Origin of the sequence: Microbacterium koreense (genome assembly GCF_042677105.1) — a bacterium.
In the GTDB taxonomy this organism is placed as follows: Bacteria; Actinomycetota; Actinomycetes; order Actinomycetales; family Microbacteriaceae; genus Microbacterium; species Microbacterium koreense.
On sequence record NZ_JBHTIM010000001.1, the window covers coordinates 143,067 to 168,895 of the forward strand.

Here is a 25,829-nt window from a genome sequence, read left to right on the forward strand (position 1 = left end):
ATGGCATACTTACTTTCCGAACGATCGGTCAGTATTGACCGGCGCCCCCCACTCGACAGCGACGTCAGGAGCACGCATGCCCGAGGCCTATCTCGTCGGAGGCGTCCGAACGCCCGTCGGCCGCTACGGTGGCGCCCTCGCCTCGGTCCGCCCCGATGATCTCGCCTCGATCGTCGTCGGCGAGCTCGCCGCCCGTACGGGACTCACCGCCGCCGGAGCACTCGCTGACATCGACGAGGTGATCCTCGGCGCCGCCAATCAGGCCGGCGAAGACAACCGCAACGTCGCCCGGATGTCGGTCCTGCTGGCAGGACTCCCCGACTCGGTTCCCGGCATCACCGTCAACCGCCTGTGCGCCTCGGGCATGTCGGCGATCACCATGGCCGCACAGGCCGTGCGCGCAGGAGATGCCGACCTGATCGTCGCCGGTGGCGTCGAATCCATGACCCGCGCACCTTGGGTGCAGGCCAAGCCGGCCAAGGCGTGGGCGAAGCCCGGCGAGGCGTACGACACCTCGATCGGGTGGCGCTTCCCCAACCCGACGCTGCTCGCCCGCGACAAGGCCACCTTCTCGATGCCCGAGACCGCCGAAGAAGTCGCGCGCGTCGACGGGATCACCCGCGAAGAGGCCGACGCGTTCGCGCTGCGGTCGCAACAGCGCGCCGCCGCAGCGATCGCCGCTGGCCGGTTCGAGGCCGAGATCGTCGGCGTGCCCACCGCCCGCGGTGAGGTCACCGTCGACGAAGGGCCCCGCCCCGAAACCACCCTCGAAGCCCTCGCGGGTCTGCGCCCCGTCGTGGCGGGCGGGTCGGTCGTGACGGCAGGAAACTCCAGCTCGCTCAACGACGGCGCCTCGGCGATCCTCGTCGCCAGCGCCGAGGCCGTCGAACGGTACGGACTCACCCCGCGGGCGCGGATCGTCGTCGGCGCGAGCGCGGGGCTCGCCCCCGAGATCATGGGCCTCGGGCCCGTTCCCGCCACGGAGAAGGCGTTGCGTCGCTCGGGCCTCAGCGTCGACGACCTCGGTTCGATCGAACTGAACGAGGCATTCGCCACACAGTCCCTCGCCTCGATGCGGCGCCTCGGTCTCGACTCCGACCGCGTCAACGTCGACGGAGGGGCCATCGCCCTCGGGCACCCGCTGGGATCCTCCGGCGCGAGGCTGGTCGTGACGCTCCTCGGACGCATGGAACGGGAAGACTCCCGTTACGGGCTCGCGACGATGTGCGTCGGTGTCGGTCAGGGCTCCGCCGTCATCGTGGAGCGGATGGCATGACCGAACCCGCACCCCTGCGCATCGAGCGCGGCGACGACCGCGTGGTCGCGACCCTCGATCGCCCCGCCCGCCGCAACGCCATCGATCAGGCCACGATCGACGCGCTGCACGAGTTGTGCGCCGAGCTCGAGGCCGAACCGCGCATCCTCATTCTCACCGGAGCCGACGGTGTGTTCGCATCGGGCGCCGACATCGCACAGCTGCGGGAGCGGCGGGCAGCCGACGCGTTGCGCGGCATCAACGCCCACGCCTTCATCCGCATCGCCGAGCTTCCGATGCCCGTCATCGCGGCGCTCGACGGCTACGCGCTGGGCGGCGGGGCCGAACTCGCCTATGCCGCCGACATCCGCATCGGAACCGCCACGGTGAAGATGGGCAACCCCGAGACCGGGCTCGGCATCCTCGCCGCCGCCGGAGCGAGTTGGCGCCTGAAAGAGATCGTCGGCGACGCCCGCGCGGCGGAGTTGCTGCTCACCGGGCGCACCGTCGACGCCGATGAAGCTCTCGCCATCGGCCTCGTCTCGAGCCTGCACGAACCCGACGACCTGCTCCCCGCCGCCCACCGCATCGCCGACCGCATCGCGCGCAACGACCCGGCCGCCACGATGGCGACCAAACGTGTGTTCCGGATGCCGCGTGCGTCGCACCCCGACGCCGATCTCACCGAACAGGCGGAGCTGTTCGAGAGCCCCGAGAAGTTCCGGCGCATGACCGAGTTCCTCGAGAGGAAGTCCCGATGACCCCTTCTGCACCCGCAGCCGTGGGCGTGCTCGGCGGTGGCCGCATGGGCGCCGGTATCGCCCACGCGTTCCTGCTCGCCGGCTCGCACGTCACCGTCGTCGAGCGTGATGACGCCTCTGCGGCCGCGGCATCCGCTCGTGTGATGGATGCCGTCGCCGCCTCGATCGCGCGCGGCACAGCGTCGGACGACCAGGCCTCGTATGCGGCGCGACTGACCACCGGTACCGACGTCGCGGCGTTCGCCGCGTGCGGCCTCGTGGTCGAGGCCGTTCCCGAAGACGTCGGCCTCAAAATCGACGCGCTCACGCGCGCCGAAGCCGCGATGGCGGCCGATGCCGCCCTCGCCACCAATACCTCGTCGATCTCGATCGATGAACTCGCCGCGGTGCTCGAGCGTCCGCAGCATCTGCTGGGCATGCACTTCTTCAACCCCGTACCCGCATCCACGCTCGTCGAGATCGTCCGCGGCGCACAGACCGCGCCCGACCTCATCGACGATGCCCGCGGGTGGGTCACCGCCATCGACAAGACTCCGATCGTCGTCGCCGATGCCCCCGGCTTCGCCTCATCTCGGCTGGGTCTCACACTGGGCCTCGAGGCGATCCGCATGCTCGAATCCGGAGTCGCGAGCGCCGAAGACATCGACGCGGCGATGACGCTCGGCTACAAGCATCCGATCGGGCCTCTGAAGCTCACCGACCTCGTCGGCCTCGATGTGCGCCTCGGTATCGCCGAGTATCTCGCTTCGACCCTCGGTGAACGATTCGAACCCCCTGCTCTGCTGCGTCGCATGGTCGCCGACGGCGACCTCGGGCGAAAGTCCGGCCGCGGCTTCTACACCTGGGACGCGCAATGACGCGTGCGTCGACCCCTGAACGAGGAGATGACATGACCGAAATCCTGCCCAGCTATATCCGCGATGCATGGTGGACGCCCGGCGACGATGCCACTGCCGTCGATGTGCGCGACGCGTCGACCGGCGAGGTCGTCACGCGGGTGTCGACCGAGGGCCTCGATCTGGCGGCCGCACTGGAATACGCCCGCACGACCGGACAGGCATCGCTCGGCGACCTCACCTTCCACCAGCGCGCGGTGCTGCTCAAGCAGATGGCGCTGGCCCTCACCGAGCGCAAGGACGAGCTGTACGCCCTGTCCAGTCGCACCGGCGCGACCAAGGCCGATTCGTGGGTCGACATCGACGGCGGCATCGGCGTGCTCTTCGCCTACTCGGGCAAGGGCCGCCGCGAGATGCCGAACGCGAAGGTGTTCGTCGACGGCGACGTCGAGCAGCTCTCGAAGGACGGCTCGTTCCTCGGCCGGCATATCTATACCCGCCTGCCCGGTGTCGCCGTGCAGATCAACGCCTTCAACTTTCCCGTGTGGGGTTCGCTTGAGAAGTTCGCTCCCGCCTTCCTCGCGGGAGTGCCGACCGTCGTCAAGCCGGCGACGCCGACCGGATACCTCAGCGAGGCGTTCGTGCGGATCCTCGTCGAATCGGGCCTGCTGCCGGCCGGCTCGCTCCAGCTCGTCTCGGGCAGTGTCCCCACCCTGTTCGACAACCTGCGCCTGGGCGATCTCGTCGCCTTCACCGGCTCGGCGTCGACGGCGGAGCGCCTGCGCTCGCACGATGCCGTGCAGACCGGCGGCGTCCGCTTCACGAGCGAGACCGACTCGATCAACGCGAGTGTGCTCGGAACCGATGCCGTCGCCGGCACCCCCGAGTTCGACGCGTACGTCAAGCAGCTCGTCGCCGAGATGACGACCAAGGCGGGCCAGAAGTGCACCGCGATCCGACGTGCGATCGTGCCCACGGCATCCGTCGATGCCGTCATCGATGCCGTGCGCACCCGCATCGAAGAGCGCGTCGTGCTCGGCGACCCGCGCGCGGAGGGCGTCACGATGGGTCCTCTCGCCTCGCTCGATCAGCGCGATGAGGTGCTCCGACAGGTGCGCCGGCTGCAAGAGGCCGGCGGCGAGGTGGTCGTCGGTTCGACCGACGCCCCCGAAGTGCGCCTTGCCGACGGATCGACCGCCGCGACCGACGAGGGCGCCTTCGTCTCGCCCGTACTGTTGCGCTTCGCGGATGCGGATGCCGCCGCCCTCCACGAGGTGGAGGCCTTCGGACCCGTCGCCTCGATCGTGGGCTACTCCGCCGTCGCCGAGGCCGCCGACCTCGTCTCGCGCGGTGGCGGATCGCTCGTCACCAGTGTCGCCACGCACGACCCGGAGGTCGCCGTGGCACTGGCGACCGGCATCGCCGCCTACAACGGACGGATGCTGTTCCTCGACCGTGATGACGCCCGCACCTCGACCGGCCACGGTTCACCGCTCCCGAACCTCGTGCACGGCGGCCCCGGTCGCGCCGGCGGCGGCGAAGAGCTCGGCGGTATCCGCGCCGTGCTGCATCACATGCAGCGCACCGCGGTGCAGGGGTCGCCCGAGATGCTCACGGCGCTCACGGGCGTGTGGCACGCGGGCGCCGGCGCGCGCGCCGAAGGCGAGCACCCCTTCCGCAAGTCGCTCGCCGAGCTGCGGATCGGCGACCAGATCGTGTCGGCATCGCGCACGGTGTCTCTGGAAGACATCGAGACGTTCGCGAACTTCACCGGTGACACGTTCTACGCGCACATGGACGAAGAAGCCGCAGCCGCCAACCCGTTCTTCCCGGGACGTGTCGCGCACGGCTACCTGCTCGTGTCGTGGGCGGCCGGTCTGTTCGTGGATGCCGCACCCGGCCCGGTGCTCGCCAACTACGGCCTCGAGAACCTGCGGTTCGTCACGCCGGTCTCGCCCGGCGACGCGATCCGCGTCGAACTGACGGCGAAGCAGATCTCGCCGCGCGAGACCGACGAGTACGGCGAGGTGCGCTGGGACGCGGTCCTGAAGAACCAGGACGACGAACTCGTCGCGACCTACGACGTGCTGACGCTCGTGGCGAAGACCCGCGAAGCCCAGCTCGCCTGACATGGGCCGTGTCTGATTCCGCCCGGCGCGCGGGGCGGGATCAGAGACGGTCGGGGGATAGTCGCGTCTCGCACCGGCCATCAGTGGGGAGGCGACCCCAACCCGATGCGGGCGGCTGTCCGCCAGGCCGGCGGAGCGGTGTCGAGGAGCGGTCGAGGAGACCGATCGCACCGAGCGTTTGGTACCGATTGACCCGCTTCGATGCGGTCGCGCGGGAGATGCCCATCTCCGCGCGACGTGCGCAATCGGACGCCTGCGGCAACGCTCGACAAGCCGCTGCCGACCCTCAATCGTTGGGGGCGCATTCTGGTGAACCTTGATGCTCATTCGGCTCGCGACACGTCAGTCCGGCCCTGCCGGCGTTCGACTCGCCGCCGGTCATCTTGGTGCGCGATGCGGAGCGCCGCAAGCGCGCGGGAGATGGTTGCGCTCCCGGGGTTCACGATGCACACCCACCCGTATGCGCCATAGAGGGGGTGCGGGAGGAACGCGTCGGTGGTGCTGTAGTCCGTGTCGCTACCGTCGCTCTGCTCGGGTGGGTATCCCAACAGCTCGGTGAACACTGCTGGTCCGACGTGAATGTTGAGCCGCCAGCGATCATCGTCGTCGAGGCGAGACTTGGCGTCGTCGGGGTAGTCCTTGATCACGATCGTTGCGTAGGGCTGGCGGTTGCGGGGCACGAGCCCGTCCGGGGCGTAGTAGAAGAAGTGGTCGCCCCACGAGACCTCCGGATGCGTGCTCTCGGGCAGGGGAGCGAGCTCGAGTAGACCGTCGTAGGTGCGGAGTTCGGCCAGAATCTCTTCCATAGTCATGGTTCGAGTGTGAACGTGAAGTGCTTGTGGAGGGTTGGTGCCTGATGGATGCTCACGTCAACGATGTAGCGCGCTACTCGACGAGTCATCTCGCCGACGCCTCCGGCTACTCAGTCCAGCAGGTGAGAGACCTCGAGCACCTTGGCGTGATACCGCCCGCGCTGCGGCAGCCCAACGGATACCGACAGTTCACCGGCACCCACGCCATCGCGCTGCGCTCGTACCCGTCAGCTGGCGATCGCAGTTGGTCCCGTGGTCGCCCGCGCGACGATGCGTGAGATACGTCATCTGCCGTTCGACGAAGCCATCGCCCACATCGTCGCGCTGCACGTCGACCTCGCCCGCGCCCGCAGCGACACCATCGCCGCGCTCAGCGCCTTGGAAGCGATCATGGAGGAAGGAGCCCACGACGCGCCCTCGGCGCCGACCGACACGATGAGCATCACCGAACTCTCCGCTGCCCTCGGGGTGCGCTCGTCCACTCTCCGCTTCTGGGAGCGTCAGGGGCTCATCACCCCAGATCGGGACCAACCCCTCGGCGCGCGTCGATACCCGCCCACGGCAGTCAGCGACGCCCGGATCGTCACAGCCCTCCGCGCCGGCGGATATCGCATCCCGGCCGTCCGTGCCGTCATGACATCGCTGCGAGAACTCGGTGACACCGGCGATGCACGCGAGGCCCTCCAGGACAGGCTGCAGAGCACCGCGGCGCGCTCCGCCGCGCTCCTTCGCGCTGGCACGGACCTCGCGGACCTATTGAGGGCTCTTCACGATCGAGGGTGTAGCGCGGGTCTGAAGCCGCCGGCTTCGAGCAGCGGACGCGCGATGTAGTGGGTGAGGTTGCGGAAGCCGAGCGCGGATCCGCGGAGGTGCTCGAGCCGGTCGTTGATCGCCTCTGGCGAGCTGCGCGACCGGCTGGGTTCCCACCTCCTTCTCTTCTTGCCAGCATGTCCCGAGAGTGGAAGACTTCGGCACTACCGTCACAGCAGGGCTGAAGGAGAGCAATGCAACGGCGTCTCATACACGTACTCACCGCAGGAACGGTTGCTACTCTCCTAGCGTTGACCGGAACGCTCCCGGCACACGCCGCAACGGAAACTGCGAGCGGCTCCAAGACCTGCCCTGTTGGGCAAGTTGTGTACGTGCGTGCCGACCTTCAGAATCCAGCGACGATGAAGTTCCGTCAGAGTGGCGCGCTGGTATATACATCCCCAACGAGCCTTATCCACTACTACAGGTATTCATCACGGTCAGTGAGTTGGACGATCGAGAGTGCCGGCAACATTCTCACTCAGAGTGACGGATGTACGACCGGAGGGATTTCGAGGATCGGGGAAACCCCGCTTTCTGAGGAGCAGCCGTGAGCGACCTCACCGAGGGTATTCCTGTTCGTACGTCGCGCGAACTTTCTGTCCAGGACTATGCCAAACGAGCATGCGATGTTCTTGCGACTTTTGACATCCGGGCTGTTGCTGATGCCAGAGGTGGCATTCGTTTTATCGACGGACTGGATCACGATGACGAACCGCTCGTTGCTGCCGTCATTCGCCTAGTGGCGAGGCGATTTGGACGGGACGAGCAGCGGTAGCGTCGTGCCCGAAGCGGGACTGCTGCACAGGCAGGTGGCATCTTGACCTGCCCCACGGAATGGGTTCCAGTTTCAGTGGCCAACTGGTGGCCTGAGCCGGAAGGCTCATCCCTCATTGGCCTTGTCAAGCCGAATCGGACCCACATGACGGGTTGATCTGGACCCCCTATCTTCCTGCCATAGCGAGATCTCGACGTCATCGGGACGTCACCTCGGGGCAGTCTGACTGGCAGGTGGACCAGCCCTCCCATTTGGGGGATAGTGCATTCTCGTGGGGCGGATTAGCTTCGGTGAAGGACGGGGACAACCCCACGAGCCAACGGAGGCGAGAATGCGTCATGGTCTGCTTAGAGCCTGTACTTCAGCCGCAGCAGCGGTAGCGATCGGGATAACCCTCAGCATCGCTGCTGTCCCACCGGCGACAGCGGCCGAGAAGGACCAGGATGAGGGCTTTTCTGATCTCCGGTACGGACCAAGTGATCCTGACGCGCTCACAACGATCGAAGGCGGCTCAAGTGAGGCGACGCTCAGCACCGAGCCCCCTGCCAAGGGTGATGTCGCGACGACCATGCGCTTGAAGTGACGGTCAATTTGGGTACCACGGCGAAGATCGCGGTCGTGCAGCTGCTTTACGTCGCCAAACGCGAAGACAGCGATGGCCTCGTCCACCTCAACGGCTCATGGGGGGTCCGTATTGATGCTTCTTGATTTGTCAACGGTCACTCGAGTTCGGGATTCGCTCGCTCCTCACGGTGGGCTGGTCGCCTCGTTCGTGAGCGCGTCTCACGACGCGGCAGCGCGGGTGCTCAATCCCGCGCGCTCTTCCAGCGGCCAGCCAATGAGGTGGCGTGATGTAGCGCCTGTGGAGTTTCAGAACCGCAGTTCGTTCCAGTGGCGGGACCTCGGCGTCGGCGAGGACTGGGGGGGTGGAGCATCGCCAAGCATGGGAAGTCCCGACCCTGAGATGGTGGCGAATCTTCTCGTCGCGATGGGGGTGGATGGTTCCAGCCGCGTCAACGTTGCGCAGTGGACGGGATATGCAGGTGTTGTCTATCCCGAAGGTGGCGTACCAATGCGGTTTCCCCCCAGCCGGGATTCGATGGTGTGGGAGACCACTGCTTCGGGCTTGCTGCTGCTCGACCGAGTTCCGATGCGGTGGTGGCACCCCGAACTGGACTGGGCGGTCGGGAACGACATCTATGGCCGGAGCCTCTTCATCAGCGGTTCACAATCGATGGTCCAAAGAGTTGTCGCTTCGGATCTCGTCGAAGCCTTTCCCGTCGCATTCGATGACCCGGTTACACCCGAGGACGAGTAGGCCCCTGGACTCCCTCCGCGATTGTCTGCACCCGGGTGTGCCCGAGGCGGTAGCTGGTGGTGCCGGTTTCGATGATGGTGCCGTGGGAGGTGAGCCTGTCGACGATCGCGGCGCAGAGCCTTGGGTCGGTGAAGGTCTTGGTCCACCCGGAGAAGGATTCGTTGGAGGCGATCGCGACGGAGGCCTTTTCTTCGCGTTCGGTGAGGACTTGGAAGAGGAGTTCGGCGCCGCGGCGGTCGAGTTCCATGTATCCGAGTTCGTCGATGCAGAGCAGGTCGACGCGTCCGTAGCGGGCGATGGTGCGGGCGAGTTGTTTCTCGTCGGCGGCTTCGACGAGTTCGTTGACGAGTTTGGTGGCGAGGGTGAACTTCACCCTGAACCCGTTCTCCGCCGCCGCGGTGCCCAGGCCGATGAGGAGGTGACACTTGCCGGTGCCGGAATCGCCGATGAGGCAGAGCGGGTCGCCGCGGCGGATCCAGTCGCGGTGGCGAGGGTATGGATGGTGGCGGGGTTCACGTTGGGGTTCTGTTCGTATTCGAAGTCGCCGAGCCATTTCTGGCGGGGGAAGCCAGCCCCATTAACGCGTCGGATCGTGGAACGCCGGTCCCGGTCATCGCATTCGGCGAGGAGGAGTTCTGCGAGGAACCCTTGGTAGGTGAGCTGCTCACGCTCCGCCGCAGTTGTTGCTTCGTCGAGCACGGCGCGGATGGTGGGGAGTCGGAGGCGCCGGCAGGCTTGGTCGACGGCGGCGGCGGCCGCCCGCCCGGCCTGCCGGGCGGGATCACACGGAGAAGTCTTCGATGCGGTTCGAGGTCGGCATCCGCAGGCCGTCGAGCGCGATCGCGATCACGTCGTCGGCCAGCCGGTCGGCATTCTCGCGCCCACCCGGCCGGTACCACTCCACGATCGAGTTGATCATGCCGAACGCCAGACGGGAGACCACGCGCGCGTCGATGTCGGTGCGCAGTGATCCCTCGTGTTGCGCCTCTTCGACCAGCGCGGTAACACGCTTGTCGAACGCGCGACGCCGCTCGAGGGCGCGGCGTTCCACATCGGTGTTGCCGCGCACCCGCAGCAGCAGGGTCACTTCGGGCAGCTGTGCCACGAGCACGTGGACGGCGCCGCGCAGCACGCGGTCGAGCCTGTCGGCGGCGCGTCCGCCCGCGGCATCCGTCTCATCGACGACCCTCTCGAGACCGCTCAGCGCATCGTCGAGGGCGTGGTCGAGCATCTCGTCCTTCGATGCGAAGTGGTGGTAGATCGCCGACTTCGACAGTCCGAGCCGCTCCGCCAGCACTCCCATCGACGTCGCGTCGTAGCCGTACTGGTTGAAGGCGGCGACGGCGACGTCGAGGATCCCCTGACGGTCATAGCCGGGGCGGCCTCTGCGGAGCGTTCCGTTCTCAGACATCGCCCCTATCTTTCCACCGCCGCAGGCTTTACATGTCGGATTCGGCAACGATCACAACGGCGTCGCCCGCCGTGTCGTCGCCGAGATCCGCGAGAAACTGTCCGGGCCGCAGTTGGACAGATCCACCTGCCTTCTTCCTCCGTAGTGAAAGCGAACGCGCCATCGGAATCAGTGGCCTGCGTGAGCCCAGGTGTCGCGAGAAGGTGCTCGCGAATCTGGTCGACGTAGTCTGCGCCGGCCTCTTCACTCGGCGCAATGAGAACCACGGCTGACCGGGAGTGATCAGCGCTGACAAAGACGCAGGATGCGCTCAGTCCGCTCGGCAGCAGATCTACTCCTGCATCTGGCGAATCGCCCCCCGGCGCCATGCCGAAGGTCTCACTACTCGCCATCCAGGTCGTCAAGGCTTCGGGACAACATTCGTCGCAGTCGCATCCTGGAAACACAGATGCATGCGGTGAGCACTGAGAATACTGCGGCAGCAATGGGCCGCTAGGCATCCATCCACAGGCGCTCGGCGGGTGCACCTTCCACTCATGTGGCCGATCGCCGCAGGTCGTAGAGGCGCTTGTACTTGCCTTCGCTCCGCGGCAGCGCACCCGGCTCCTCGACGCGCACCTCGACGGACGTGCCGATCAGCACCTTGATGCGCTTGCGCAGCACCGCACCGGCGGCTTCACACACCTCGAGGGCGAGGTCGGGGTGCCGCTCGATACGCACCGTGAGCGCATCCATCCGGCCCTGCTTGGTGAGCTCGAGCACGAAGTGCGGCGTGAGGTTCTCGATGCCGAGCACGATCTCTTCGATCTGGGTGGGAAAGAGGTTCACCCCGCGCAGGATGATCATGTCGTCGTTGCGGCCGGTGATCTTCTCGATGCGGCGCATTCCGGGGCGCGCGGTTCCCGGCAGCAGGCGGCTGAGGTCGCGCGTGCGGTAACGCAACACCGGGAAGGCCTCCTTCGTGAGAGAGGTGAAGACGAGCTCGCCCTTCTCGCCGTCCGGCAGCACCTGGCCCGTCTCGCCGTCGATGATCTCGGGCAGAAAGTGGTCTTCCCAGATGTGCGGGCCATCCTTGGTCTCGACGCACTCGTTGCCCACACCCGGCCCCATCACCTCGCTAAGTCCGTAGATGTCGAGCGCGTCGATGTCGAGGCGCTCTTCGAGTTCGCGGCGCATCTCGTTCGTCCACGGCTCGGCGCCGAGCACGGCGATCTTCAGCGATGTGGAGCGCGGGTCGATGCCCTGCTCGACCATGGCGTCGGCGATCGTGAGCAGATAGCTCGGTGTGCACAGGATCACGTCGGGCTCGAAGTCCATGATCAACTGCACCTGCCGCGCGGTCTGGCCACCCGACATCGGGATGACGGTGGCTCCGAGCGCTTCGATGCCGGCGTGGGCGCCGAGACCGCCGGTGAACAGGCCGTAGCCGTACGCGTTGTGCACCTTCATGCCGGGCCGCACGCCGCTGGCGCGGAGCGACCGGGCGATGAGGGACGCCCAGCGGTCGAGGTCGCCGCGGGTGTAGCCGACGACGGTCGGGCGGCCGGTGGTGCCGCTCGAGGCGTGGATGCGGGCGACCTCGGCCATCGGTACGGCGAACATTCCGAACGGATAGGTCTCGCGCAGGTCCTCTTTCGTGGTGAAGGGAATCTTGGCGATGTCGGCGAGGGTGCGGATGTCATCGGGGTGGACGCCCGCCTCGTCGAACTTGCGCGTGTACAGCGGCACGTTCTCGTAAGCGTGCCGCACGGTCCACTGCAGTCGCTCGAGCTGGAGCGACTCGATCTCCTCGCGCGAGAGCTGCTCCTCGAGGTCGAGGTGTTCGTTGCCGCTCGCGGCGGCGTGGGGTGCGGGCGGGAGGGTCGGCGTCGACACGGTGATCTCCTCGGTGGCGGGTGGGTCAGTGGGTGCGGTTGGTGGTGAAGGACCGGCCGCGGAACTCCGCGACGGCATCGCCGGTCTCATCGACGACGGTGACGTCGTAGAGGCCGGTGCGTCCGGCGCGCACGCGGCGGACGGCGGTGGCGGTCAGGGTTTGACCGGCGACCGTGGACTTCAGAAAGGTGATGTCGGCGCCCGCCGCAACGGTGACGGAAGCGTCTTCGTTGCAGGCGATCGCGAACGCCGTGTCGGCGAGCGCGAAGACGAGACCGCCGTGGGTGATGTGGAACCCGTTGGTCATATCGTCGCGCACGGTCATCGAGACGACCGCGTGGCCGGGCTCGTCTCGTTCGACGGTCATCCCCAGCGCAGCGGAGGCGCGGTCGTTGGCCATCATCGCGCGGGAGGGGACTGACTGCGGCGGTGCGGCATCCGTCATGTGCGACTCCTCATCGAGTTCGTCAGGGGACGTTGCCCCGGCGTGCGACTCAGCATATACTACCTGAACGTTCGGTTAGTAATACCGGATGCCGAGGGGTATCGAGTGCCACCGGCCCGGTCCGCCAACACACAGGAGTCGATGATGACCGCACCCGCAGACATGAGCGTGGTCGAGCCCGAGGCAGAACGCGCCCAGTTCGACGAACTCATCGCCGCCGATTCGCGTATCGAGCCGCGCGATTGGATGCCGGAGGCGTACCGTCGCACGCTGATCCGCCAGATCAGTCAGCACGCGCACTCCGAGATCATCGGCATGCAGCCCGAGTCGAACTGGATCACGCGGGCGCCGAGCCTCAAGCGCAAGGCGATCCTGATGGCCAAGGTGCAGGACGAAGCCGGTCACGGCCTCTATCTTTACTCCGCCGCGCAGACGCTCGGCATCACACGCGACGAGATGATGCAGCAGCTCATCGAGGGCAGGGCCCGCTATTCGTCGATCTTCAACTACACCACTCCCACGTGGGCCGACATGGGCGCGATCGGGTGGCTCGTCGACGGTGCGGCGATCTGCAACCAGGTTCCGCTGTGCCGTGCCTCGTACGGCCCCTACGGTCGCGCGATGGTGCGCATCTGCAAGGAGGAGTCGTTCCACCAGCGTCAGGGCTTCGAGATCCTGCTCGAGCTCATGCAGGGAACCGACGCGCAGCGTCAGATGGCGCAGGATGCAGTGGACCGCTGGTACTGGCCGAGCCTCATGATGTTCGGGCCCCCCGACGACAACTCCCCCAACTCGGCGCAGTCGATGGCGTGGAACATCAAGCGGTTCTCGAACGACGACCTGCGTCAGCGTTTCGTGGGGATGCTCGTCCCGCAGGCCGAGGTGCTGGGTGTCACGCTGCCCGACCCGAACCTGCGCTACGACGAAGAGTCCGGCACCTATGAGATGAGCGAGATCGACTGGACCGAGTTCAACGAGGTGCTCGCCGGTCGCGGCCCCGCCAACGCCGAGCGTCTGCGCCGCCGGCGCGAAGCGCACGAAGACGGCGCCTGGGTGCGTGAAGCTGCGGCCGAGTACGCCCGCAAGCAGGCTGTCGCGGCCGAGAAGGCGGTGGCGTGATGGCGACCCCCGGTGAAGACGCGACCGAGTCGTGGCCCCTGTGGGAGGTGTTCGTCCGCGCGAATCGTGGCCTCAGCCACGTGCACGTCGGGTCGTTGCACGCCCCCGACGCCGACATGGCGGTACGCAACGCCCGCGACGTCTACACCCGCCGCAACGAAGGCGTGTCGATCTGGGTGGTCCCCGCGGCCGCCGTCACCACGAGCGACCCTGACGCGAAGGGCGCGTTCTTCGAGAGCCCGTCGGGCAAGAACTACCGCCACGCGGTGTACTACACAAAGAGCGAAGGGGTGAAACACCTGTGAGCGCACCGACGCACGATGAGGTGCACGGCCAGGTGACGGTCGACGACGTCGAACTCGCCGAAGAGCTCGCCGGCGCGGGGATCACCGGCGTCGGCGAAGTCGCGACACCGGATGTCGCGGAGTACGCCCTGCGCCTGGGTGATGACGCGCTCATCCTCGCCCAGCACCTCGGCATGTGGATTTCGCGTGCGCCCGAACTCGAAGAAGATGTCGCCCTCGGCAACATCGGGCTCGATCTTCTCGGTCACGCGCGTTCGCTGCTGCACTACGCGGGGTCGGCGACCGGTCGCTCCGAAGACGATTTGGCCTTCTGGCGCGATGAACCCGAGTGGCGCAACGCGTGGCTGTTCGAGCAGCCGAACGGGGACTTCGCCCACACCATCGCCCGACAGTTGTTCGTGTCGTGCTACCTGATCGAGCTCTACCGAGACCTGTCGGCGTCGACCGATCCGACGCTCGCGGCCATCGCCGCCAAGTCGCTCAAAGAGGTCGACTACCACCGCGACCACGCGGTGCAGTGGACGCTGCGCCTGGCCGGAGGCACCGACGAGTCCCGCCGCCGCATGGTCACGGCGATCATCGACACGTGGCCGTACGTCGACGAACTCTTCGAAGACGACGAACTCACCGAGCGCCTCGCCGCCGACGGTGTCGCCGTTCTGCCGTCGCATCTACGTGATCGGTTCGACGCCGCCATCGACGAGGTCTTCACCGCAGCTGACCTGGAGCGCCCGACGGGCCGTACCGCGTTCATCGCGTCCGGCCGCGGGCGCACCGGTGGTCACACCGAACATCTCGGTCCGCTGTTGGCCGAGATGCAGGTGCTCGCCCGCCAGCATCCCGGAGCCTCGTGGTGATCGCCATGGCTGAGGCATCCGTCGCACGCCCTCGCCCCGACGACGAGCGCGCACGCACCGCGTGGGATGTCGCGGCGACCGTCACCGATCCTGAGATCCCGGTGCTGACGATCGAAGACCTCGGTGTCTTGCGAGCCGTCGAGGTCGACGACGACGGGTCGGTGCGCGTCGCCTTGACGCCCACCTACAGCGGGTGCCCCGCGATGGACGCCATGCGGGATGACGTGCTCCTCGCCCTCACCCACGCCGGCTACACCGACGTGACCGTCGATCTCGTCCTCGCTCCGGCGTGGACCACCGACTGGATGAGCGAGAGCGGCAAAGAGAAGCTGCGCGAGTACGGCATCCAGGCCCCGACCGGGAGCGCCGCCGTCCGTGCCGGCGGTCCCGTTCGCGTCGCACTCACGGTGAAGTGCCCTCGCTGCGATTCGCTGCGCACCCGCGAGCTGGCCCGCTTCGGATCCACCTCGTGCAAGGCGCTCTACGAGTGCCTCGACTGCCTCGAACCGTTCGACTACTTCAAGGTGTTGTGATGGCTGCCGTCAATCTGGGGTCGACGACGACCCCTCTGCCCGACTCGGACGAATCCGTCGCCGAGGCCTTCCTCGCCTCGACCGTCGGCGGCACCACGCCCGCCGGTGTGCCGCGTCGCCGCGCTCGCTTTCACGCACTCGAGGTCGCGGAGGTGCGCCCCCTCACGTCGGATTCGGTCGAGGTGACGTTCACCGTACCGGCGGACCTCGTCGACGAGTACGACTACCTGCCGGGGCAGTATGTCGCGCTGCGCGCCGAATTGGAGGGCCACGAGCGGCGACGTAGCTATTCGCTCTGCCGCCCTCCCCATCGCGGAGCCACCGGCGAGCCCGGTTCGATCTCGGTCGCGATCAAACGCGACATCGGCGGCGTTTTCTCAACCTGGGCGAACACCGAGCTGAAGGCCGGGGACGTCCTCGACGTCATGAGCCCGCAGGGCACGTTCACCTCGACACTGGACGACCTCGACGGCCGTCGCATCGTCGGCATCGCCGCAGGAAGCGGGATCACCCCCCTGATGGCACTCGCGCACACGGTCCTCGACCGCTCGGCGGACTCGACGTTTGAACTCGTCTACACCAACCGGTCGACCCTCGACGTGATGTTCCTCGAAGAACTCGCCGAGCTGAAGGACCGCTACCTGTCGCGCCTGGCCGTGCATCACGTCCTCTCGCGCGAGCAGCGCACGGCGCCCCTGCTGTCGGGCCGCATCGATGCCGACAAGCTCGGCGAAATGCTCGACGTGCTGCTGCGCCCCGAGGGCGTCGACGAGTGGTTCCTGTGCGGCCCGTTCGAACTGGTGCAGTTGGCTCGCGACACCCTCGCGGCTCGGGGCGTGGATCCTGCGCACGTGCGCTACGAGTTGTTCACGACGGATGCCGACAAAGCCGAGCCGCGCAGTGCACGGCCGGTCGTGATCGAAAAGGGTGAGAAGACCTACGCGGTCGAGTTCACCCTCGACGGGCAGTCGTCGACGGTCGAATCGCCGGTGTCGGCGAACGAGTCGATCCTCAACGCTGCCCTGCGTGTGCGCCCCGACACCCCGTTCGCCTGCGCGGGCGGTGTGTGCGGCACCTGCCGTGCCCGCGTCATCGACGGCGAGGTACGCATGACCGAGAACTACGCGCTCGAGCCGGACGAGATCGACGCGGGCTACGTGCTCACCTGCCAGTCGCACCCCACGAGCGAGCGTGTCGTCGTCGACTACGACGGCTGACCGGCCGCAGACAAGAGATCAGGAGATCCCATGGCGATCACTTTCACCGTGGAGGGCGCTGTCGCCGAGATCGTGCTCGACGCGCCCGACAAGCTGAACGCGCTCGACGAAGACGCGCTGGCCGGACTCTCCGATGCCTTCGGCGAAGTCGAACGCCTCGCCGCGACCGGCGACGTTCGGGCCGTGCTGCTACGCGGTGAGGGTCGCGCCTTCTGCGCAGGTCGTGACATCTCGGGCGTCGACCCGCGCGACGACGATGTGATCGGATACCTCGGCGGGCTCGTCGAGCCGCTCTTGCAGCGGATGGCGGCGGTTCCAGTGCCGACGTTCGCCGTGGCGCACGGCGCGTGTCTGGGCGTCGGCCTGGGACTTCTCATCGCGAGTGACATCGTCTACGTCGCCGATTCGGCAAAGATCGGCTCACCCTTCGCGAATCTCGGCGCGACGCTCGACTCGGGCGGTCATGCGCTGTTCGTCGAGCGCCTCGGCGCACACCGCACGATGGACCTCATCGTCACCGGGCGTCTGATGTCCGGAGACGAAGCGGTCGCCGCGGGGCTCTTCTCGCGCGTCTTCCCCGCAGACGAGGTGACGGATGCCGCGCGCTCGGCAGCCCGTACGGCCGCTCAGGGTGCCACGCAGGCGTTCGCGGCATCCAAGCGCCTCGTCGCTGCGCTGCGTGACGAGCGGCTGGGGCTGTGGGCATCGATGGCCGAAGAGAACCGGGCGCAGGCGGCTCTGTGCGAGACGCCGGACTACCGTGAGGGGTTCGCTGCGTTCAAGGAGAAGCGTCGCCCCGTCTTCACCGGCCGCGCCTGAGCACGCGCCCGCCGAGCCTTTCCGGCCGGACGCGAACTCACAGGCGGGAGTAGTGCGAGAGCGGGTTCTCGATCGCGCCGACGATGTGACGAAGGAACCCGGCGGCGTATCCGCCGTCGCAGATGCGGTGGTCGAACACGAGCGAGAGCGTGACGATGCGACGGGGCATCATGACACCGTCGACGACCCAGGGGCGTTCGATCATGCGTCCGACCCCGAGGATCGCGACCTCGGGGTGGTTGATGATCGCGGCGGACCCGTCGACGCCGAGCGAGCCGTAGTTGTTGAGCGTGAACGTCGAACCGCGCAGCTTCTCGGGCGGCAGGCTGCCGCCGCGCGCGTCGGCCGCGAGGTCACGGAGGCGCACGTCCAGCTCGGCGATGGACAGTTCGTCGGCACGGGGCACGACGGGAACCAAGAGTCCCCGCTCGGTGTCGGCGGCGATGCCGAGGTTGACGCCCGCGTACCGGATGATCTCGGTGCCGTCATCACTCAGCCGCGACGCGAGGAGCGGATACTCGGCGAGCGCGAGCAGCGTGTACCGGGCGAGGAGGGCCGTGAGTGACGGCGGTCGCTCCCCCGCCGGTGCCAACTCCGGACGTAGCTCCCACAGACGTGTCGCGTCGACGTCGACCCACACGGTGGCTTCGGGGATCTCGGTGCGACTGCGCGTGAGTGTGGCCGACACGGTGCGCCGGAGCATCCCGAGCCGTTCCCGTCCAATCTCGACGGGATCGACGGATGCCGTTGCCGCGGGGGCCGCTGTCGTCGACGAGGCGGCGACGGACGCACCGCCCGCGGGACCGCCGGCCGCGCGGAGGATGTCGGCGCGGGTCACCGTGTCGCCGGCGCCCGTGGGAACGACCGTCGACAGATCGACCCCCAGGTCGCGTGCGACGCGGCGCAACTGCGGCGAACGCACCCGCACACGGGAGCTCGGCGCGGGGGGCGGGGAGGCGGCGATCACGCTCGACCCTGGCGCGGGCGCGGACGCGGGCTCGTTCGGCGAGGCGGGGGCCAGCGCCGCCCCTGTCTTCGCGGCGCGCGGGCGGCGGCGCGCCGCGCCGCGCGACTGCGACGTGCCGTAGCCGATGAGCACGTTGCCCGAGCCGGCCTGTTCCTCGGCACGATGCGCCTCGAGTTCAACGTCGTCGCCGGTGGCTGCGGGATCCGGTTCGTCGGGCGCGGGGGCCTCGGACCCGTCGTCGATCTCGATGACGGGCTCGCCGACGACGAGCATGTCGCCGCTCGTGCCGTGGAGTGCGCGGACGGTTCCCGCGAATGGCGACGGCAACTCGACGACGCTCTTGGCGGTCTCGACTTCGGCGACCGCCTGGTCGATGCGGATGGTGTCGCCGACGGCGACCAGCCACTGGACGAGTTCCGCCTCGGTGAGCCCTTCACCGAGGTCGGGCAGACGGAAGATCGCCGACATCAGTCGTCCTCCCAGTTGAGCGTGTCGACCGCGTCGAGGATACGGTCGACGTCGGGCAGGTAATAGTGCTCGAGCTTCGGCGGGGCGTAGGGCACGTCAAGGCCCGTCACGCGTCGCACGGGAGCTTCGAGGTATTCGAAGCACTGTTCGCCGATGCGTGCCGACAGCTCGGAGGCCACCGAGACGTACCCGGGTGCTTCCGCGACGACGACGGCGCGGCCGGTCGAGCGCACCGCCGCCATGATCGTCTCGTCATCGCACGGCGCGAGGCTCACGACATCGACCACCTGGATACTCCGCCCCTCGGCCTCGGCGACCGCAGCGGCGTCCAGGGCCACCGCGACCGACGACCCGTACGTGATGATCGTCGCGTCCGTGCCCTCTCGGGCGATGCGGGCTCGGCCGATCTCGGTCGTGCGGTCCAGATCGACCTCGCCCTTCGACCAGTACATCTTCTTCGGTTCGAGGAACACCACAGGGTCGGGATGCCGGATCGCGGCGCGCAGCAGACTGTAGGCGTCCTGCGGTGTGGAGGGCGTCACGACGGTGAGTCCCGGGGTGTGGGCATAGTAGGCCTCGGATGAGTCGCAGTGGTGTTCGACCCCGCCGATCCCGCCGCCGAAGGGGATGCGGATGACCATCGGCATCCGTATCGCCCCGTGCGTGCGGTTCGAGAGCTTGGCGACGTGGCTCACGATCTGCTCGAACGCCGGGTAGGCGAACCCGTCGAACTGCATCTCGACGACCGGTCGCATGCCGTTCATCGCCATGCCGACGGCGGTGCCCACGATGCCGGATTCGGCCAAAGGCGTGTCGAAGCAGCGCTCTTCGCCGAAGCGCGCGGTGAGCCCATCGGTGATGCGGAACACCCCACCGAGCGCTCCGACGTCTTCACCGAAGACCAGCACCGACGGGTCGGAAGCGAGTTCGTCTGCCAGGGCGCGGTTCAGCGCGGCGGCCATCGTGAGCGTGACCACCCGAGGTTCGGTGGCGGTGGGGGTGTCGTCGACGAGGGTCATCTCATGCCTCCTCACGGGCGATCTCCGACAGCACGAGGTCTCGCTGTCGGACGAGCTGCGAGGTCGGCTCGGAATAGACGTGCGCGAACAGATCACGCGGGTCGGGTGTGGCATCCGTGTTCATCGCGGCGCGCAGAGCGGAGGCAACTTCTTCGGCGTCCGCGGCGAACGCCTCTTCGGTCTCGGAGTCGAGCGCACCGACACCTGCCAGGTAGTCCCGCATCCGCGTGAGCGGATCGCGTGCGACCCACGCCTGCACTTCGTCACGCTCTCGGTAGCGCGTGTCGTCGTCGGCGTTGGTGTGCGCCTGCATGCGGTAGGTGTGGGCCTCGACGAGCGAGGGCCCGCCGCCGGCACGCGCACGCTCGACGGCTTCACCGAGCACCGCGAGCACCGCGGCGAGGTCGTTGCCGTCGACGCGGCGCCCGGGCATTCCATACCCGATCGCCTTGTGCGCGAGCGACGGCGCGGCGGTCTGCCGTGAGAGCGGAACCGAGATGGCGAACTCGTTGTTCTGCACGAAGAAGATGACGGCGAGTCCGAAGACCGCGGCGAAGTTCATCGCTTCGTGGAAGTCTCCCTCGCTCGTCGCTCCATCGCCGCACATCGCCAGCACGACGGTGTCCTCACCGCGGAGTTTCGCCGCGTGCGCGAACCCGACGGCATGGAGCAGCTGAGTCGCCAAGGGGGTCGCCTGCGGGGCGACGTGGTTTTCGTGCGGGTCGTACCCGGAGTGCCAGTCACCCTTCAAGAGGACGAGTGCGTCGGCGGGGCTGACCCCGCGGCTGATGACGGTGACCGAGTCGCGGTAGGTCGGAAACACCCAGTCGCTCTCGCCCAGGACGAGAGCTGCGGCGACCTGACATGCTTCTTGCCCGTGCGACGACGGGTAGACGGCCAGACGCCCCTGACGCACGAGAGCATTGCACTGCTCGTTGATGCGCCGCCCGCGCACGAGCGCCGCGTATCCGTCACGCAGAGCCTCGACGGGAGGTAGCGCATACCCGTCGGCGGTCACGGCGCGGCCGGCCGGGTCGATCAGCTGCACGGGATCGGGGTGTGGCAACAGGTCGGATTCGAGCGTCATTGCTGAAAGCCTTCGTCGGTGGACGGAACTCTCTCAACTGTGCGCGATTCGGCGACGTTTCGATACTGTTTCCACGCATTCTGAGACGTGATCTGTTGAATGACCACTCATCGTGACAATATGTCTCTCACCTTCGACACACGCTTCGACCACCGGGAGCACCATGGGTCTCGACACGATCGACCGCGCGATCCTCGATGTGCTCCGACAAGATGCCCGCACCTCGGTCAACGCGCTCGCACAGCGCGTGAGCATTTCGCGCGCGAACGCCTACGCCCGGTTGCGGCGGTTGACCGACGACGGAGTGATCGTCGGCTACGGCCTGCGCACCGACCCCGTACGCGAGGGTTTCCACGCGTCCGCGTACGTCGCACTGTCGGTCGACCAGTCGGACTGGCAACACATACGATCGGGCCTCCTCGCGATGCCCGAGGTGGAGCACGTCGCCCTCGTCGGCGGCGACTTCGACGTGCTCGTCCTGGTGCGCGCGCGGGACAACCGCGATCTGCGCCGTATCGTGCTCGAAGAGATCCAGGCCTTTCCCGGCGTGCGATCCTCCCGCACGTTCCCGATCTTCGAAGACCTCGACGCGGTCACCGGCCGACGTGGCGCAGACTGACCGCCCACACGCATGCCGTTTCTGTGGCAAGAGTAGCGAGACCCTTCACGTCGCAGACTCGACCTCCGTCGACGACGTCACACCACTTCGCCGGCGAACGGGTTGCGTGGGCGTCTCAGGATCGTGTCGATCACGACAGCCAGCACCAAGACCGCGCCGGTCACGATGCTGCGTACCGACGCATCCAGGTCCATCAGGGTCAGCCCGTTGGCGATCGACTGAATCACCAGGATTCCCACGAGCGCAGACCAGGCACTGCCGTGTCCGCCGTACAGGCTGGTCCCGCCGACGACGGCCGCGGCGATGGCGATGAGGAAGAGTTCACCACCGCCCGTGCTTTGATTCGCCGCGGCCAGGCGCCCCGCAGCAAGAACCCCGCCGAGCGCGGCGAGTGTGGAACAAATGATGAACGCCGTCACGACGATCCGCCGGACGGGAATCCCCGCCAGCCGCGCAGCCGCCCTGTTGCCACCGATCGCACGGATCCCGCGGCCCCAACGCGTACGGCGCAGTGCAATGTCGACAGTCCAGACAAGGACGATGAAGAGGACAAGGCTCCAGCCCACGCCGCGCTCCTGCGAGAGGTAGGCCACGGGCAGCGCAAGCACGAGCGCCACGAGCAGGGTGCGACCGGCGATGGCGGCGATCGACTCGGGGACGAGGTCGCGGGCGATGCGCCGCCTCCGCGCGACGATCCGCACGACGAGCGTCGTTGCGACGGCGACCGCGACGAACACCCACGCCAGCCAGGTGGGCACGAACGCGGTCTGGGTGAACACGACGAGCCAGGAATCGTAGGGCAGGTTGACCGAACCCACCGGCCCGAGGATCTGCCACTGCACACCGGTGGCCACAAGGAGCCCGGCCAGCGTGAGCACGAATCCCGGCAGGCCGACCCGCGCGATCAACACCCCGTAGACGGCTCCGATGGCCGCGCCCACGGCGAGGGCGACGACGACGGAGACCGCGAGATGCCAGCCCAGCGACATGGCGCTCACGGCGACGATCGCTGCAGCGAGTCCGCTCACCGCCCCGACCGACAGATCGATCTGTCCGATCAGCAACACCAGCACGACGCCCAGCGCGATGACTCCCGTGGACACCGACTGCAATGACAGGTTCACCAGGTTCTCAGCCGTCCAGAAAGTCGGCGACACGGCACCCAATATCAACCAGATGACCGCCAATGCGACGATGAGCGGGATGAGGGTCCGCTCGCGGTCGCGGACGCGCCTCCAGAGATCTCTGAACATCACCCACCGCCTCCCCACTCCGTCACGCCCGCCGCCGGCGCGGTCGCTCCGGTGATCGCCGCGAGCAGCTCCTCCGCGTTGGTCTGTGCGGCGTCGTACTCCGCGACGATCCTGCCCAGCCGCAGCGCCACGATGCGGTCTGCCACGGCCAGGACGTCCGTGATGGAGTGGCTCGCCAACACCACGGCCAGCCCGCGTGCCCGGAGCCGGCCGATCAGGGTGAGGATCTGAGCGGTCTGACGGACGCCGAGAGCGTTCGTCGGCTCGTCCAGAAGGAGTACCCGTGGATTCCCCAAGAGGCTTCGGGCGATGGCGACGCTACGACGTTGTCCACCCGAGAGCGCGTGCACCGGCACACGGACATCGGGAATGCGCGCCGCCAGACTCTCCAACGCCTGCCTTGCTCCGCGTTCCATCTCGGGTTCGTCGAGGATGCCGAAGTTGGTTTCCTCGTGGCCGAGGTAGAGATTCTTGACGACGTCGAGATTGTCGCAGAGCGCGATTCCCTGGGGTGAGGCGACGATTCCCTGGCGACGCGCATCGGCCGGAGAGGAGAACCGTTGTGGCGCCCCGTCCACGCGCACGACACCACTGGTGGGGGCCATCGCACCGGACGCGATCCCCATGAGGGTCGACTTTCCGGCGCCGTTGTCGCCGACGAGGGCGAGGACCTCCCCCGCGTTGATCTGAAGGTCGACATCGATCAACGCTTGAGCCGCACCGAAGCTCTTCGATACGCCCGCGAATGTCACCACCGTCGTCATTCTGCTTCCCCTTCGATGAGGCCGACGCCCACGCACGCGTCCACATAGGCCGGCGCACAGATCTCGGCAACCGAGTGCACACGACCGCGGACGATGACACGCGAGATGTCGTCCTGCCAGACGACCGTCGGCGCGAGCAGGAAGCTCGGTATCCCCTGCGTCGTCCCGGGCGCTGCCGGCGTTTCTCCCCGCAAGAAACGAACGGCCAACTCCGCCGCGGTGCGGGCTTGGTCATCCGTGGCCTTCGCGACCGTCATGAGTTGGTCACCCGCGACGATGCGCTGAATGGCCGACAGTTCACCGTCCTGCCCCGACACCGGAACGGGCTCGTCGACCCCGGCCGCCTTGAGCGCGGCGATCGCACCACCGGCGAGCGCATCGTTCGCTGCGACGACTCCGGCGACCCTTCCCGGGTATTGGGTCAGCTGACCGGATACCCACTCTTGCGCAGCGGTCGCGCTCCACGCCGGCGCGTCGAATTCGCCCAGTATCTCGACGTCGGCATCGGCAAGCGCCCTGTGGACGCCGGCACGGAGGTCGGCGGCATTCGGGTCCGTCGCGGATCCATGGACGAGGAGGAGACCGGGAGGCCGGCCGACGCCGGCATCGAGAGCGGCCAATACCGCGTCTGTCTGCAGCCGACCGATCAGTTCGGAGTCGAAGGACACGTACGCCGCGACGTCGGGCGAGTCGATGAACCGGTCGTAGGCGATGACGTCAGCGCCGTGCCGGGTGGCGGAGGCGACGATGCTCTCGGCGGCGACGGTATCCACCGCGTCGAGGACCAGAACCTCCGCTCCGCGCGCCAGCATCGCCTCGGCCTGCTCCTGCTGACGTGCGGCGCTGGACCCGGCATTGGCATAGAGCAGGTCACACTCGGGGCATCGCTTCTCGACGACGGCTTCGAACGCAGGCCGGTCGGATGTCTCGTAGCGCGCGACCCCCGCTTCGGGGAGCAGGAGCCCGATCACTCCCGCCGGTGCCGACGGCTCCGCGGGCGCACACGCGGCGAGCGCGACCGACACCACGATCGCGGCGGCGATCGTACGCAGCACGCGTCGGATCATGAGGCCACCCCCAACGCACCGAGTTCGCGCGCCCGGTCCAGGGCGGCCGCCAAAGCGCCGCGAAGGCCCGCCTGCTCGCCGAACTCCGCCGCGACCACGGCCGGCGATCCGGCGGGCGACCGCATCGTGTGTCGGTCGACGGCATCCCGCAGTGGATCGAGGAGGAGGTGGTCGGCGCGCGCCACCTCACCGCCGACCACGACGATCTCCGGATCGAGGACGTTGCACATGTTCGCCACAGCGGCACCGAGGGCGCGGCCGGTGTCCGCGATGGCGCGCCGGCATCCGGCATCCCCATCGATCGCCCGCGTGACGGCGTCTTCGAGCGTGAGGTGTCCGTGGCTGGCCTGGAGAAGGTGGAGCATTGCCGCTGACCCGGCGACCGTCTCAAGACACCCGCGGTTTCCGCATCGGCAGACCGCACCTTGTTCATCGACGATGACGTGGCCCAGCTCACCAGCCGTTCCACGGCGCCCGTGGAGGACGCGCCCGCTGAGCACGATCCCCGCCCCGATCGTGTGCGAGACACGCACGAAGACGACCGGGTCCGCCCCTACCGCCGCGCCGTAGCGCGCTTCGGCCAGGGCACCGAGATTCGCGTCGTTGTCGACGACGACAGGTACGCGCACCCGCGCGGTCAGCAGGTCTGCGACGGGGGCGCCGTCCCATCCACGGAGCAGGGACGACGACGAGATCGTGCCGGCCGCAACGTCCACCGGAGCAGGCACCCCGACACCGACGGCAAGGAGTTCGTCGCCGGCGGCATCGACCGATTCCACGAGTTCGTTGAGAAGGCTCGCGGCACGCTGGAGGCTGAGGTCCGCGCGATGATCCGGCGCGAGCGGCAGGACCTCCTCGGCGAGCACCCGCATCGCGGTGTCCGACAACGCGATGCGCAGGGCGCGGGCGGAGACGTCGATCCCGGCCACGACCCCGATCGACCGAGCGAGGGTGACCATCCGCGCGCGTCGGCCGGAGCGGATCGAAGGGGTGGTGTCGAGCACCCCCGCGTCGGCGAGTTCGGTCACGATGTTGGACACGGACGACGGCGAGAGCCCCGTGATGCCCGCGAGTTCGACCTGCGTCAACGAGCCATGTTGCTGGACAGCGCGCACGACGCGGGCGCGGTTCGCCTCGCGAAGTGACTGCTGCGACCCCTTCGCCGCATGGATGTCCTGCACGGTGTCGAGATTATCGGGTGCCGACGGTTGAATTTCGAAAGTCACGCAAAGATCACGTTCTGCGCCTTCTTGAGTTCAAGTCTTGACTTCAAGACGTGAAGCCACCTTAGATGAGTTCAGCAGC

Annotated in this window: 26 protein-coding genes and 2 pseudogenes; 15 read left to right on the forward strand and 13 right to left on the reverse strand. The window is 67.7% G+C overall.

Features of this window, described 5'->3' with window-relative positions; all coding sequences use genetic code 11:
* Positions 1 to 76 precede the first annotated feature (76 nt).
* From ACFQZV_RS00570 to paaZ, 4 genes are read left to right on the forward strand one after another with little or no spacing between them, the layout of a single operon-like run.
* Positions 77 to 1,276, forward strand: a complete 1,200-nt coding sequence (locus tag ACFQZV_RS00570; RefSeq protein ID WP_378753967.1) for a thiolase family protein — start codon at positions 77 to 79, stop codon at positions 1,274 to 1,276.
* Positions 1,273 to 2,016, forward strand: coding sequence for an enoyl-CoA hydratase/isomerase family protein (locus ACFQZV_RS00575; protein ID WP_378753969.1), 744 nt, complete (start codon positions 1,273 to 1,275; stop codon positions 2,014 to 2,016). Before ACFQZV_RS00570 ends, ACFQZV_RS00575 begins: the two co-directional genes overlap by 4 nt.
* Complete coding sequence (locus ACFQZV_RS00580) at positions 2,013 to 2,873, forward strand: 3-hydroxyacyl-CoA dehydrogenase family protein (RefSeq protein WP_378753971.1); 861 nt, start codon at positions 2,013 to 2,015, stop codon at positions 2,871 to 2,873. The genes ACFQZV_RS00575 and ACFQZV_RS00580 overlap by 4 nt, the downstream gene beginning before the upstream one ends.
* A 32-nt stretch (positions 2,874 to 2,905) precedes the next feature.
* Positions 2,906 to 4,981: a phenylacetic acid degradation bifunctional protein PaaZ gene (gene paaZ, locus ACFQZV_RS00585; RefSeq protein WP_378753973.1), complete on the forward strand. Its 2,076-nt coding sequence runs from the start codon at positions 2,906 to 2,908 to the stop codon at positions 4,979 to 4,981.
* 124 nt (positions 4,982 to 5,105) lie between these two features.
* On the opposite strand, the pseudogene ACFQZV_RS00590 reads toward paaZ, so the two are convergent.
* Positions 5,106 to 5,308: pseudogene (locus tag ACFQZV_RS00590) on the reverse strand (helix-turn-helix domain-containing protein); the annotation flags it as partial.
* Complete coding sequence (locus tag ACFQZV_RS00595) at positions 5,305 to 5,793, reverse strand: DUF6194 family protein (protein ID WP_378753975.1); 489 nt, start codon at positions 5,791 to 5,793, stop codon at positions 5,305 to 5,307. The gene ACFQZV_RS00595 and the pseudogene ACFQZV_RS00590, both read right to left, overlap by 4 nt.
* A gap of 44 nt (positions 5,794 to 5,837) precedes the next feature.
* On the opposite strand from ACFQZV_RS00595, the gene ACFQZV_RS00600 reads away from it, so the two are divergent.
* The 4 genes from ACFQZV_RS00600 to ACFQZV_RS00615 all read left to right on the forward strand — a co-directional run bounded on the left by ACFQZV_RS00600 (position 5,838) and on the right by ACFQZV_RS00615 (position 8,699).
* Positions 5,838 to 6,071 carry a hypothetical protein gene (locus ACFQZV_RS00600; protein WP_378753977.1) on the forward strand — a complete coding sequence of 78 codons (234 nt, stop codon included), beginning with the start codon at positions 5,838 to 5,840 and terminating at the stop codon, positions 6,069 to 6,071.
* The gene (locus tag ACFQZV_RS00605; protein WP_378753979.1) at positions 6,064 to 6,624 is read left to right on the forward strand and encodes a MerR family transcriptional regulator; all 561 of its coding nucleotides are present in this window, start codon (positions 6,064 to 6,066) and stop codon (positions 6,622 to 6,624) included. Before ACFQZV_RS00600 ends, ACFQZV_RS00605 begins: the two co-directional genes overlap by 8 nt.
* Positions 6,625 to 7,153: 529 nt before the next feature.
* Positions 7,154 to 7,381, forward strand: a complete 228-nt coding sequence (locus tag ACFQZV_RS00610; protein WP_378753981.1) for a hypothetical protein — start codon at positions 7,154 to 7,156, stop codon at positions 7,379 to 7,381.
* A 943-nt stretch (positions 7,382 to 8,324) separates the two neighbouring features.
* The gene (locus ACFQZV_RS00615) at positions 8,325 to 8,699 is read left to right on the forward strand and encodes a hypothetical protein (protein WP_378753982.1); all 375 of its coding nucleotides are present in this window, start codon (positions 8,325 to 8,327) and stop codon (positions 8,697 to 8,699) included.
* On the opposite strand, the pseudogene istB reads toward ACFQZV_RS00615, so the two are convergent.
* The 4 genes and pseudogenes from istB to paaI all read right to left on the reverse strand — a co-directional run.
* A pseudogene (gene istB, locus ACFQZV_RS00620) lies at positions 8,680 to 9,461 on the reverse strand (IS21-like element helper ATPase IstB); the annotation flags it as partial. The gene ACFQZV_RS00615 and the pseudogene istB sit on opposite strands and share 20 nt — an antisense overlap.
* Before the next feature lie 19 nt (positions 9,462 to 9,480).
* Positions 9,481 to 10,110: a TetR/AcrR family transcriptional regulator gene (locus tag ACFQZV_RS00625; RefSeq protein ID WP_378753984.1), complete on the reverse strand. Its 630-nt coding sequence runs from the start codon at positions 10,108 to 10,110 to the stop codon at positions 9,481 to 9,483.
* Between the two features lie 534 nt (positions 10,111 to 10,644).
* Positions 10,645 to 11,991: a phenylacetate--CoA ligase PaaK gene (gene paaK / locus ACFQZV_RS00630; protein ID WP_378754002.1), complete on the reverse strand. Its 1,347-nt coding sequence runs from the start codon at positions 11,989 to 11,991 to the stop codon at positions 10,645 to 10,647.
* Positions 11,992 to 12,010: 19 nt separating this feature from the next.
* On the reverse strand, positions 12,011 to 12,430 hold the full coding sequence (paaI, locus tag ACFQZV_RS00635) for a hydroxyphenylacetyl-CoA thioesterase PaaI (protein ID WP_378753986.1): 420 nt from the start codon (positions 12,428 to 12,430) through the stop codon (positions 12,011 to 12,013).
* Between the two features lie 141 nt (positions 12,431 to 12,571).
* On the opposite strand from paaI, the gene paaA reads away from it, so the two are divergent.
* Genes paaA through ACFQZV_RS00665 form a run of 6 tightly spaced genes read left to right on the forward strand, consistent with a single transcriptional unit; the run spans position 12,572 to position 17,280 of the window.
* Complete coding sequence (gene paaA, locus ACFQZV_RS00640) at positions 12,572 to 13,549, forward strand: 1,2-phenylacetyl-CoA epoxidase subunit PaaA (protein ID WP_378753988.1); 978 nt, start codon at positions 12,572 to 12,574, stop codon at positions 13,547 to 13,549.
* A complete protein-coding gene (gene paaB, locus ACFQZV_RS00645) occupies positions 13,549 to 13,854 on the forward strand; it encodes a 1,2-phenylacetyl-CoA epoxidase subunit PaaB (protein ID WP_378753990.1) in 306 nt (101 codons plus the stop codon). Before paaA ends, paaB begins: the two co-directional genes overlap by 1 nt.
* Positions 13,851 to 14,711 carry a 1,2-phenylacetyl-CoA epoxidase subunit PaaC gene (gene paaC / locus ACFQZV_RS00650; RefSeq protein ID WP_378753992.1) on the forward strand — a complete coding sequence of 287 codons (861 nt, stop codon included), beginning with the start codon at positions 13,851 to 13,853 and terminating at the stop codon, positions 14,709 to 14,711. Before paaB ends, paaC begins: the two co-directional genes overlap by 4 nt.
* Before the next feature lie 5 nt (positions 14,712 to 14,716).
* A complete protein-coding gene (paaD, locus tag ACFQZV_RS00655; RefSeq protein ID WP_378753994.1) occupies positions 14,717 to 15,244 on the forward strand; it encodes a 1,2-phenylacetyl-CoA epoxidase subunit PaaD in 528 nt (175 codons plus the stop codon).
* Positions 15,244 to 16,461 (forward strand): 1,2-phenylacetyl-CoA epoxidase subunit PaaE, encoded by a 1,218-nt coding sequence (paaE, locus tag ACFQZV_RS00660; protein ID WP_378753996.1) that lies wholly within the window; start codon positions 15,244 to 15,246, stop codon positions 16,459 to 16,461. Before paaD ends, paaE begins: the two co-directional genes overlap by 1 nt.
* Positions 16,462 to 16,491: 30 nt before the next feature.
* The gene (locus ACFQZV_RS00665; RefSeq protein ID WP_378753998.1) at positions 16,492 to 17,280 is read left to right on the forward strand and encodes an enoyl-CoA hydratase/isomerase family protein; all 789 of its coding nucleotides are present in this window, start codon (positions 16,492 to 16,494) and stop codon (positions 17,278 to 17,280) included.
* A gap of 37 nt (positions 17,281 to 17,317) precedes the next feature.
* Here the strand turns inward: ACFQZV_RS00665 and ACFQZV_RS00670 are convergent, their stop codons facing one another.
* From ACFQZV_RS00670 to pdhA, 3 genes are read right to left on the reverse strand one after another with little or no spacing between them, the layout of a single operon-like run.
* Positions 17,318 to 18,715, reverse strand: a complete 1,398-nt coding sequence (locus tag ACFQZV_RS00670) for a dihydrolipoamide acetyltransferase family protein (protein WP_378783226.1) — start codon at positions 18,713 to 18,715, stop codon at positions 17,318 to 17,320.
* On the reverse strand, positions 18,715 to 19,734 hold the full coding sequence (locus tag ACFQZV_RS00675; protein WP_378751261.1) for an alpha-ketoacid dehydrogenase subunit beta: 1,020 nt from the start codon (positions 19,732 to 19,734) through the stop codon (positions 18,715 to 18,717). Before ACFQZV_RS00675 ends, ACFQZV_RS00670 begins: the two co-directional genes overlap by 1 nt.
* Position 19,735: 1 nt before the next feature.
* Entirely contained in the window at positions 19,736 to 20,821 is a 1,086-nt protein-coding gene (gene pdhA / locus ACFQZV_RS00680; RefSeq protein ID WP_378751263.1) for a pyruvate dehydrogenase (acetyl-transferring) E1 component subunit alpha, read from the reverse strand.
* A gap of 163 nt (positions 20,822 to 20,984) precedes the next feature.
* Between pdhA and ACFQZV_RS00685 the strand changes: the two genes are divergently transcribed.
* Positions 20,985 to 21,440, forward strand: coding sequence for an Lrp/AsnC family transcriptional regulator (locus tag ACFQZV_RS00685; protein WP_378751265.1), 456 nt, complete (start codon positions 20,985 to 20,987; stop codon positions 21,438 to 21,440).
* A gap of 77 nt (positions 21,441 to 21,517) precedes the next feature.
* Here ACFQZV_RS00685 and ACFQZV_RS00690 read toward each other — a convergent pair whose 3' ends face one another.
* The 4 genes from ACFQZV_RS00690 to ACFQZV_RS00705 are packed head-to-tail and all read right to left on the reverse strand — an operon-like array spanning position 21,518 to position 25,750.
* Positions 21,518 to 22,693: a sugar ABC transporter permease gene (locus tag ACFQZV_RS00690; RefSeq protein WP_378751267.1), complete on the reverse strand. Its 1,176-nt coding sequence runs from the start codon at positions 22,691 to 22,693 to the stop codon at positions 21,518 to 21,520.
* Entirely contained in the window at positions 22,693 to 23,457 is a 765-nt protein-coding gene (locus tag ACFQZV_RS00695; RefSeq protein WP_378751269.1) for an ATP-binding cassette domain-containing protein, read from the reverse strand. The genes ACFQZV_RS00690 and ACFQZV_RS00695 overlap by 1 nt, the downstream gene beginning before the upstream one ends.
* On the reverse strand, positions 23,454 to 24,512 hold the full coding sequence (locus tag ACFQZV_RS00700) for a substrate-binding domain-containing protein (RefSeq protein WP_378751271.1): 1,059 nt from the start codon (positions 24,510 to 24,512) through the stop codon (positions 23,454 to 23,456). The genes ACFQZV_RS00695 and ACFQZV_RS00700 overlap by 4 nt, the downstream gene beginning before the upstream one ends.
* An 8-nt stretch (positions 24,513 to 24,520) precedes the next feature.
* Positions 24,521 to 25,750, reverse strand: a complete 1,230-nt coding sequence (locus tag ACFQZV_RS00705) for an ROK family transcriptional regulator (RefSeq protein ID WP_378751273.1) — start codon at positions 25,748 to 25,750, stop codon at positions 24,521 to 24,523.
* Positions 25,751 to 25,829: the final 79 nt, after the last annotated feature.

Coding starts and splice junctions, on each gene's coding strand:
- ACFQZV_RS00570 (WP_378753967.1), top strand. CDS start 77: ATGCCCGAGGCCTATCTCGTCGGAGGCGTCCGAACGCCCGTCGGCCGC.
- ACFQZV_RS00575 (WP_378753969.1), top strand. CDS start 1,273: ATGACCGAACCCGCACCCCTGCGCATCGAGCGCGGCGACGACCGCGTG.
- ACFQZV_RS00580 (WP_378753971.1), top strand. CDS start 2,013: ATGACCCCTTCTGCACCCGCAGCCGTGGGCGTGCTCGGCGGTGGCCGC.
- paaZ (WP_378753973.1), top strand. CDS start 2,906: ATGACCGAAATCCTGCCCAGCTATATCCGCGATGCATGGTGGACGCCC.
- ACFQZV_RS00595 (WP_378753975.1), bottom strand. CDS start 5,793: ATGACTATGGAAGAGATTCTGGCCGAACTCCGCACCTACGACGGTCTA.
- ACFQZV_RS00600 (WP_378753977.1), top strand. CDS start 5,838: ATGGATGCTCACGTCAACGATGTAGCGCGCTACTCGACGAGTCATCTC.
- ACFQZV_RS00605 (WP_378753979.1), top strand. CDS start 6,064: ATGCGTGAGATACGTCATCTGCCGTTCGACGAAGCCATCGCCCACATC.
- ACFQZV_RS00615 (WP_378753982.1), top strand. CDS start 8,325: ATGGGAAGTCCCGACCCTGAGATGGTGGCGAATCTTCTCGTCGCGATG.
- ACFQZV_RS00625 (WP_378753984.1), bottom strand. CDS start 10,110: ATGTCTGAGAACGGAACGCTCCGCAGAGGCCGCCCCGGCTATGACCGT.
- paaI (WP_378753986.1), bottom strand. CDS start 12,430: ATGACGGATGCCGCACCGCCGCAGTCAGTCCCCTCCCGCGCGATGATG.
- paaA (WP_378753988.1), top strand. CDS start 12,572: ATGATGACCGCACCCGCAGACATGAGCGTGGTCGAGCCCGAGGCAGAA.
- paaB (WP_378753990.1), top strand. CDS start 13,549: ATGGCGACCCCCGGTGAAGACGCGACCGAGTCGTGGCCCCTGTGGGAG.
- paaD (WP_378753994.1), top strand. CDS start 14,717: ATGGCTGAGGCATCCGTCGCACGCCCTCGCCCCGACGACGAGCGCGCA.
- paaE (WP_378753996.1), top strand. CDS start 15,244: ATGGCTGCCGTCAATCTGGGGTCGACGACGACCCCTCTGCCCGACTCG.
- ACFQZV_RS00665 (WP_378753998.1), top strand. CDS start 16,492: ATGGCGATCACTTTCACCGTGGAGGGCGCTGTCGCCGAGATCGTGCTC.
- ACFQZV_RS00670 (WP_378783226.1), bottom strand. CDS start 18,715: ATGTCGGCGATCTTCCGTCTGCCCGACCTCGGTGAAGGGCTCACCGAG.
- ACFQZV_RS00675 (WP_378751261.1), bottom strand. CDS start 19,734: ATGACCCTCGTCGACGACACCCCCACCGCCACCGAACCTCGGGTGGTC.
- pdhA (WP_378751263.1), bottom strand. CDS start 20,821: ATGACGCTCGAATCCGACCTGTTGCCACACCCCGATCCCGTGCAGCTG.
- ACFQZV_RS00685 (WP_378751265.1), top strand. CDS start 20,985: ATGGGTCTCGACACGATCGACCGCGCGATCCTCGATGTGCTCCGACAA.
- ACFQZV_RS00690 (WP_378751267.1), bottom strand. CDS start 22,693: ATGTTCAGAGATCTCTGGAGGCGCGTCCGCGACCGCGAGCGGACCCTC.
- ACFQZV_RS00695 (WP_378751269.1), bottom strand. CDS start 23,457: ATGACGACGGTGGTGACATTCGCGGGCGTATCGAAGAGCTTCGGTGCG.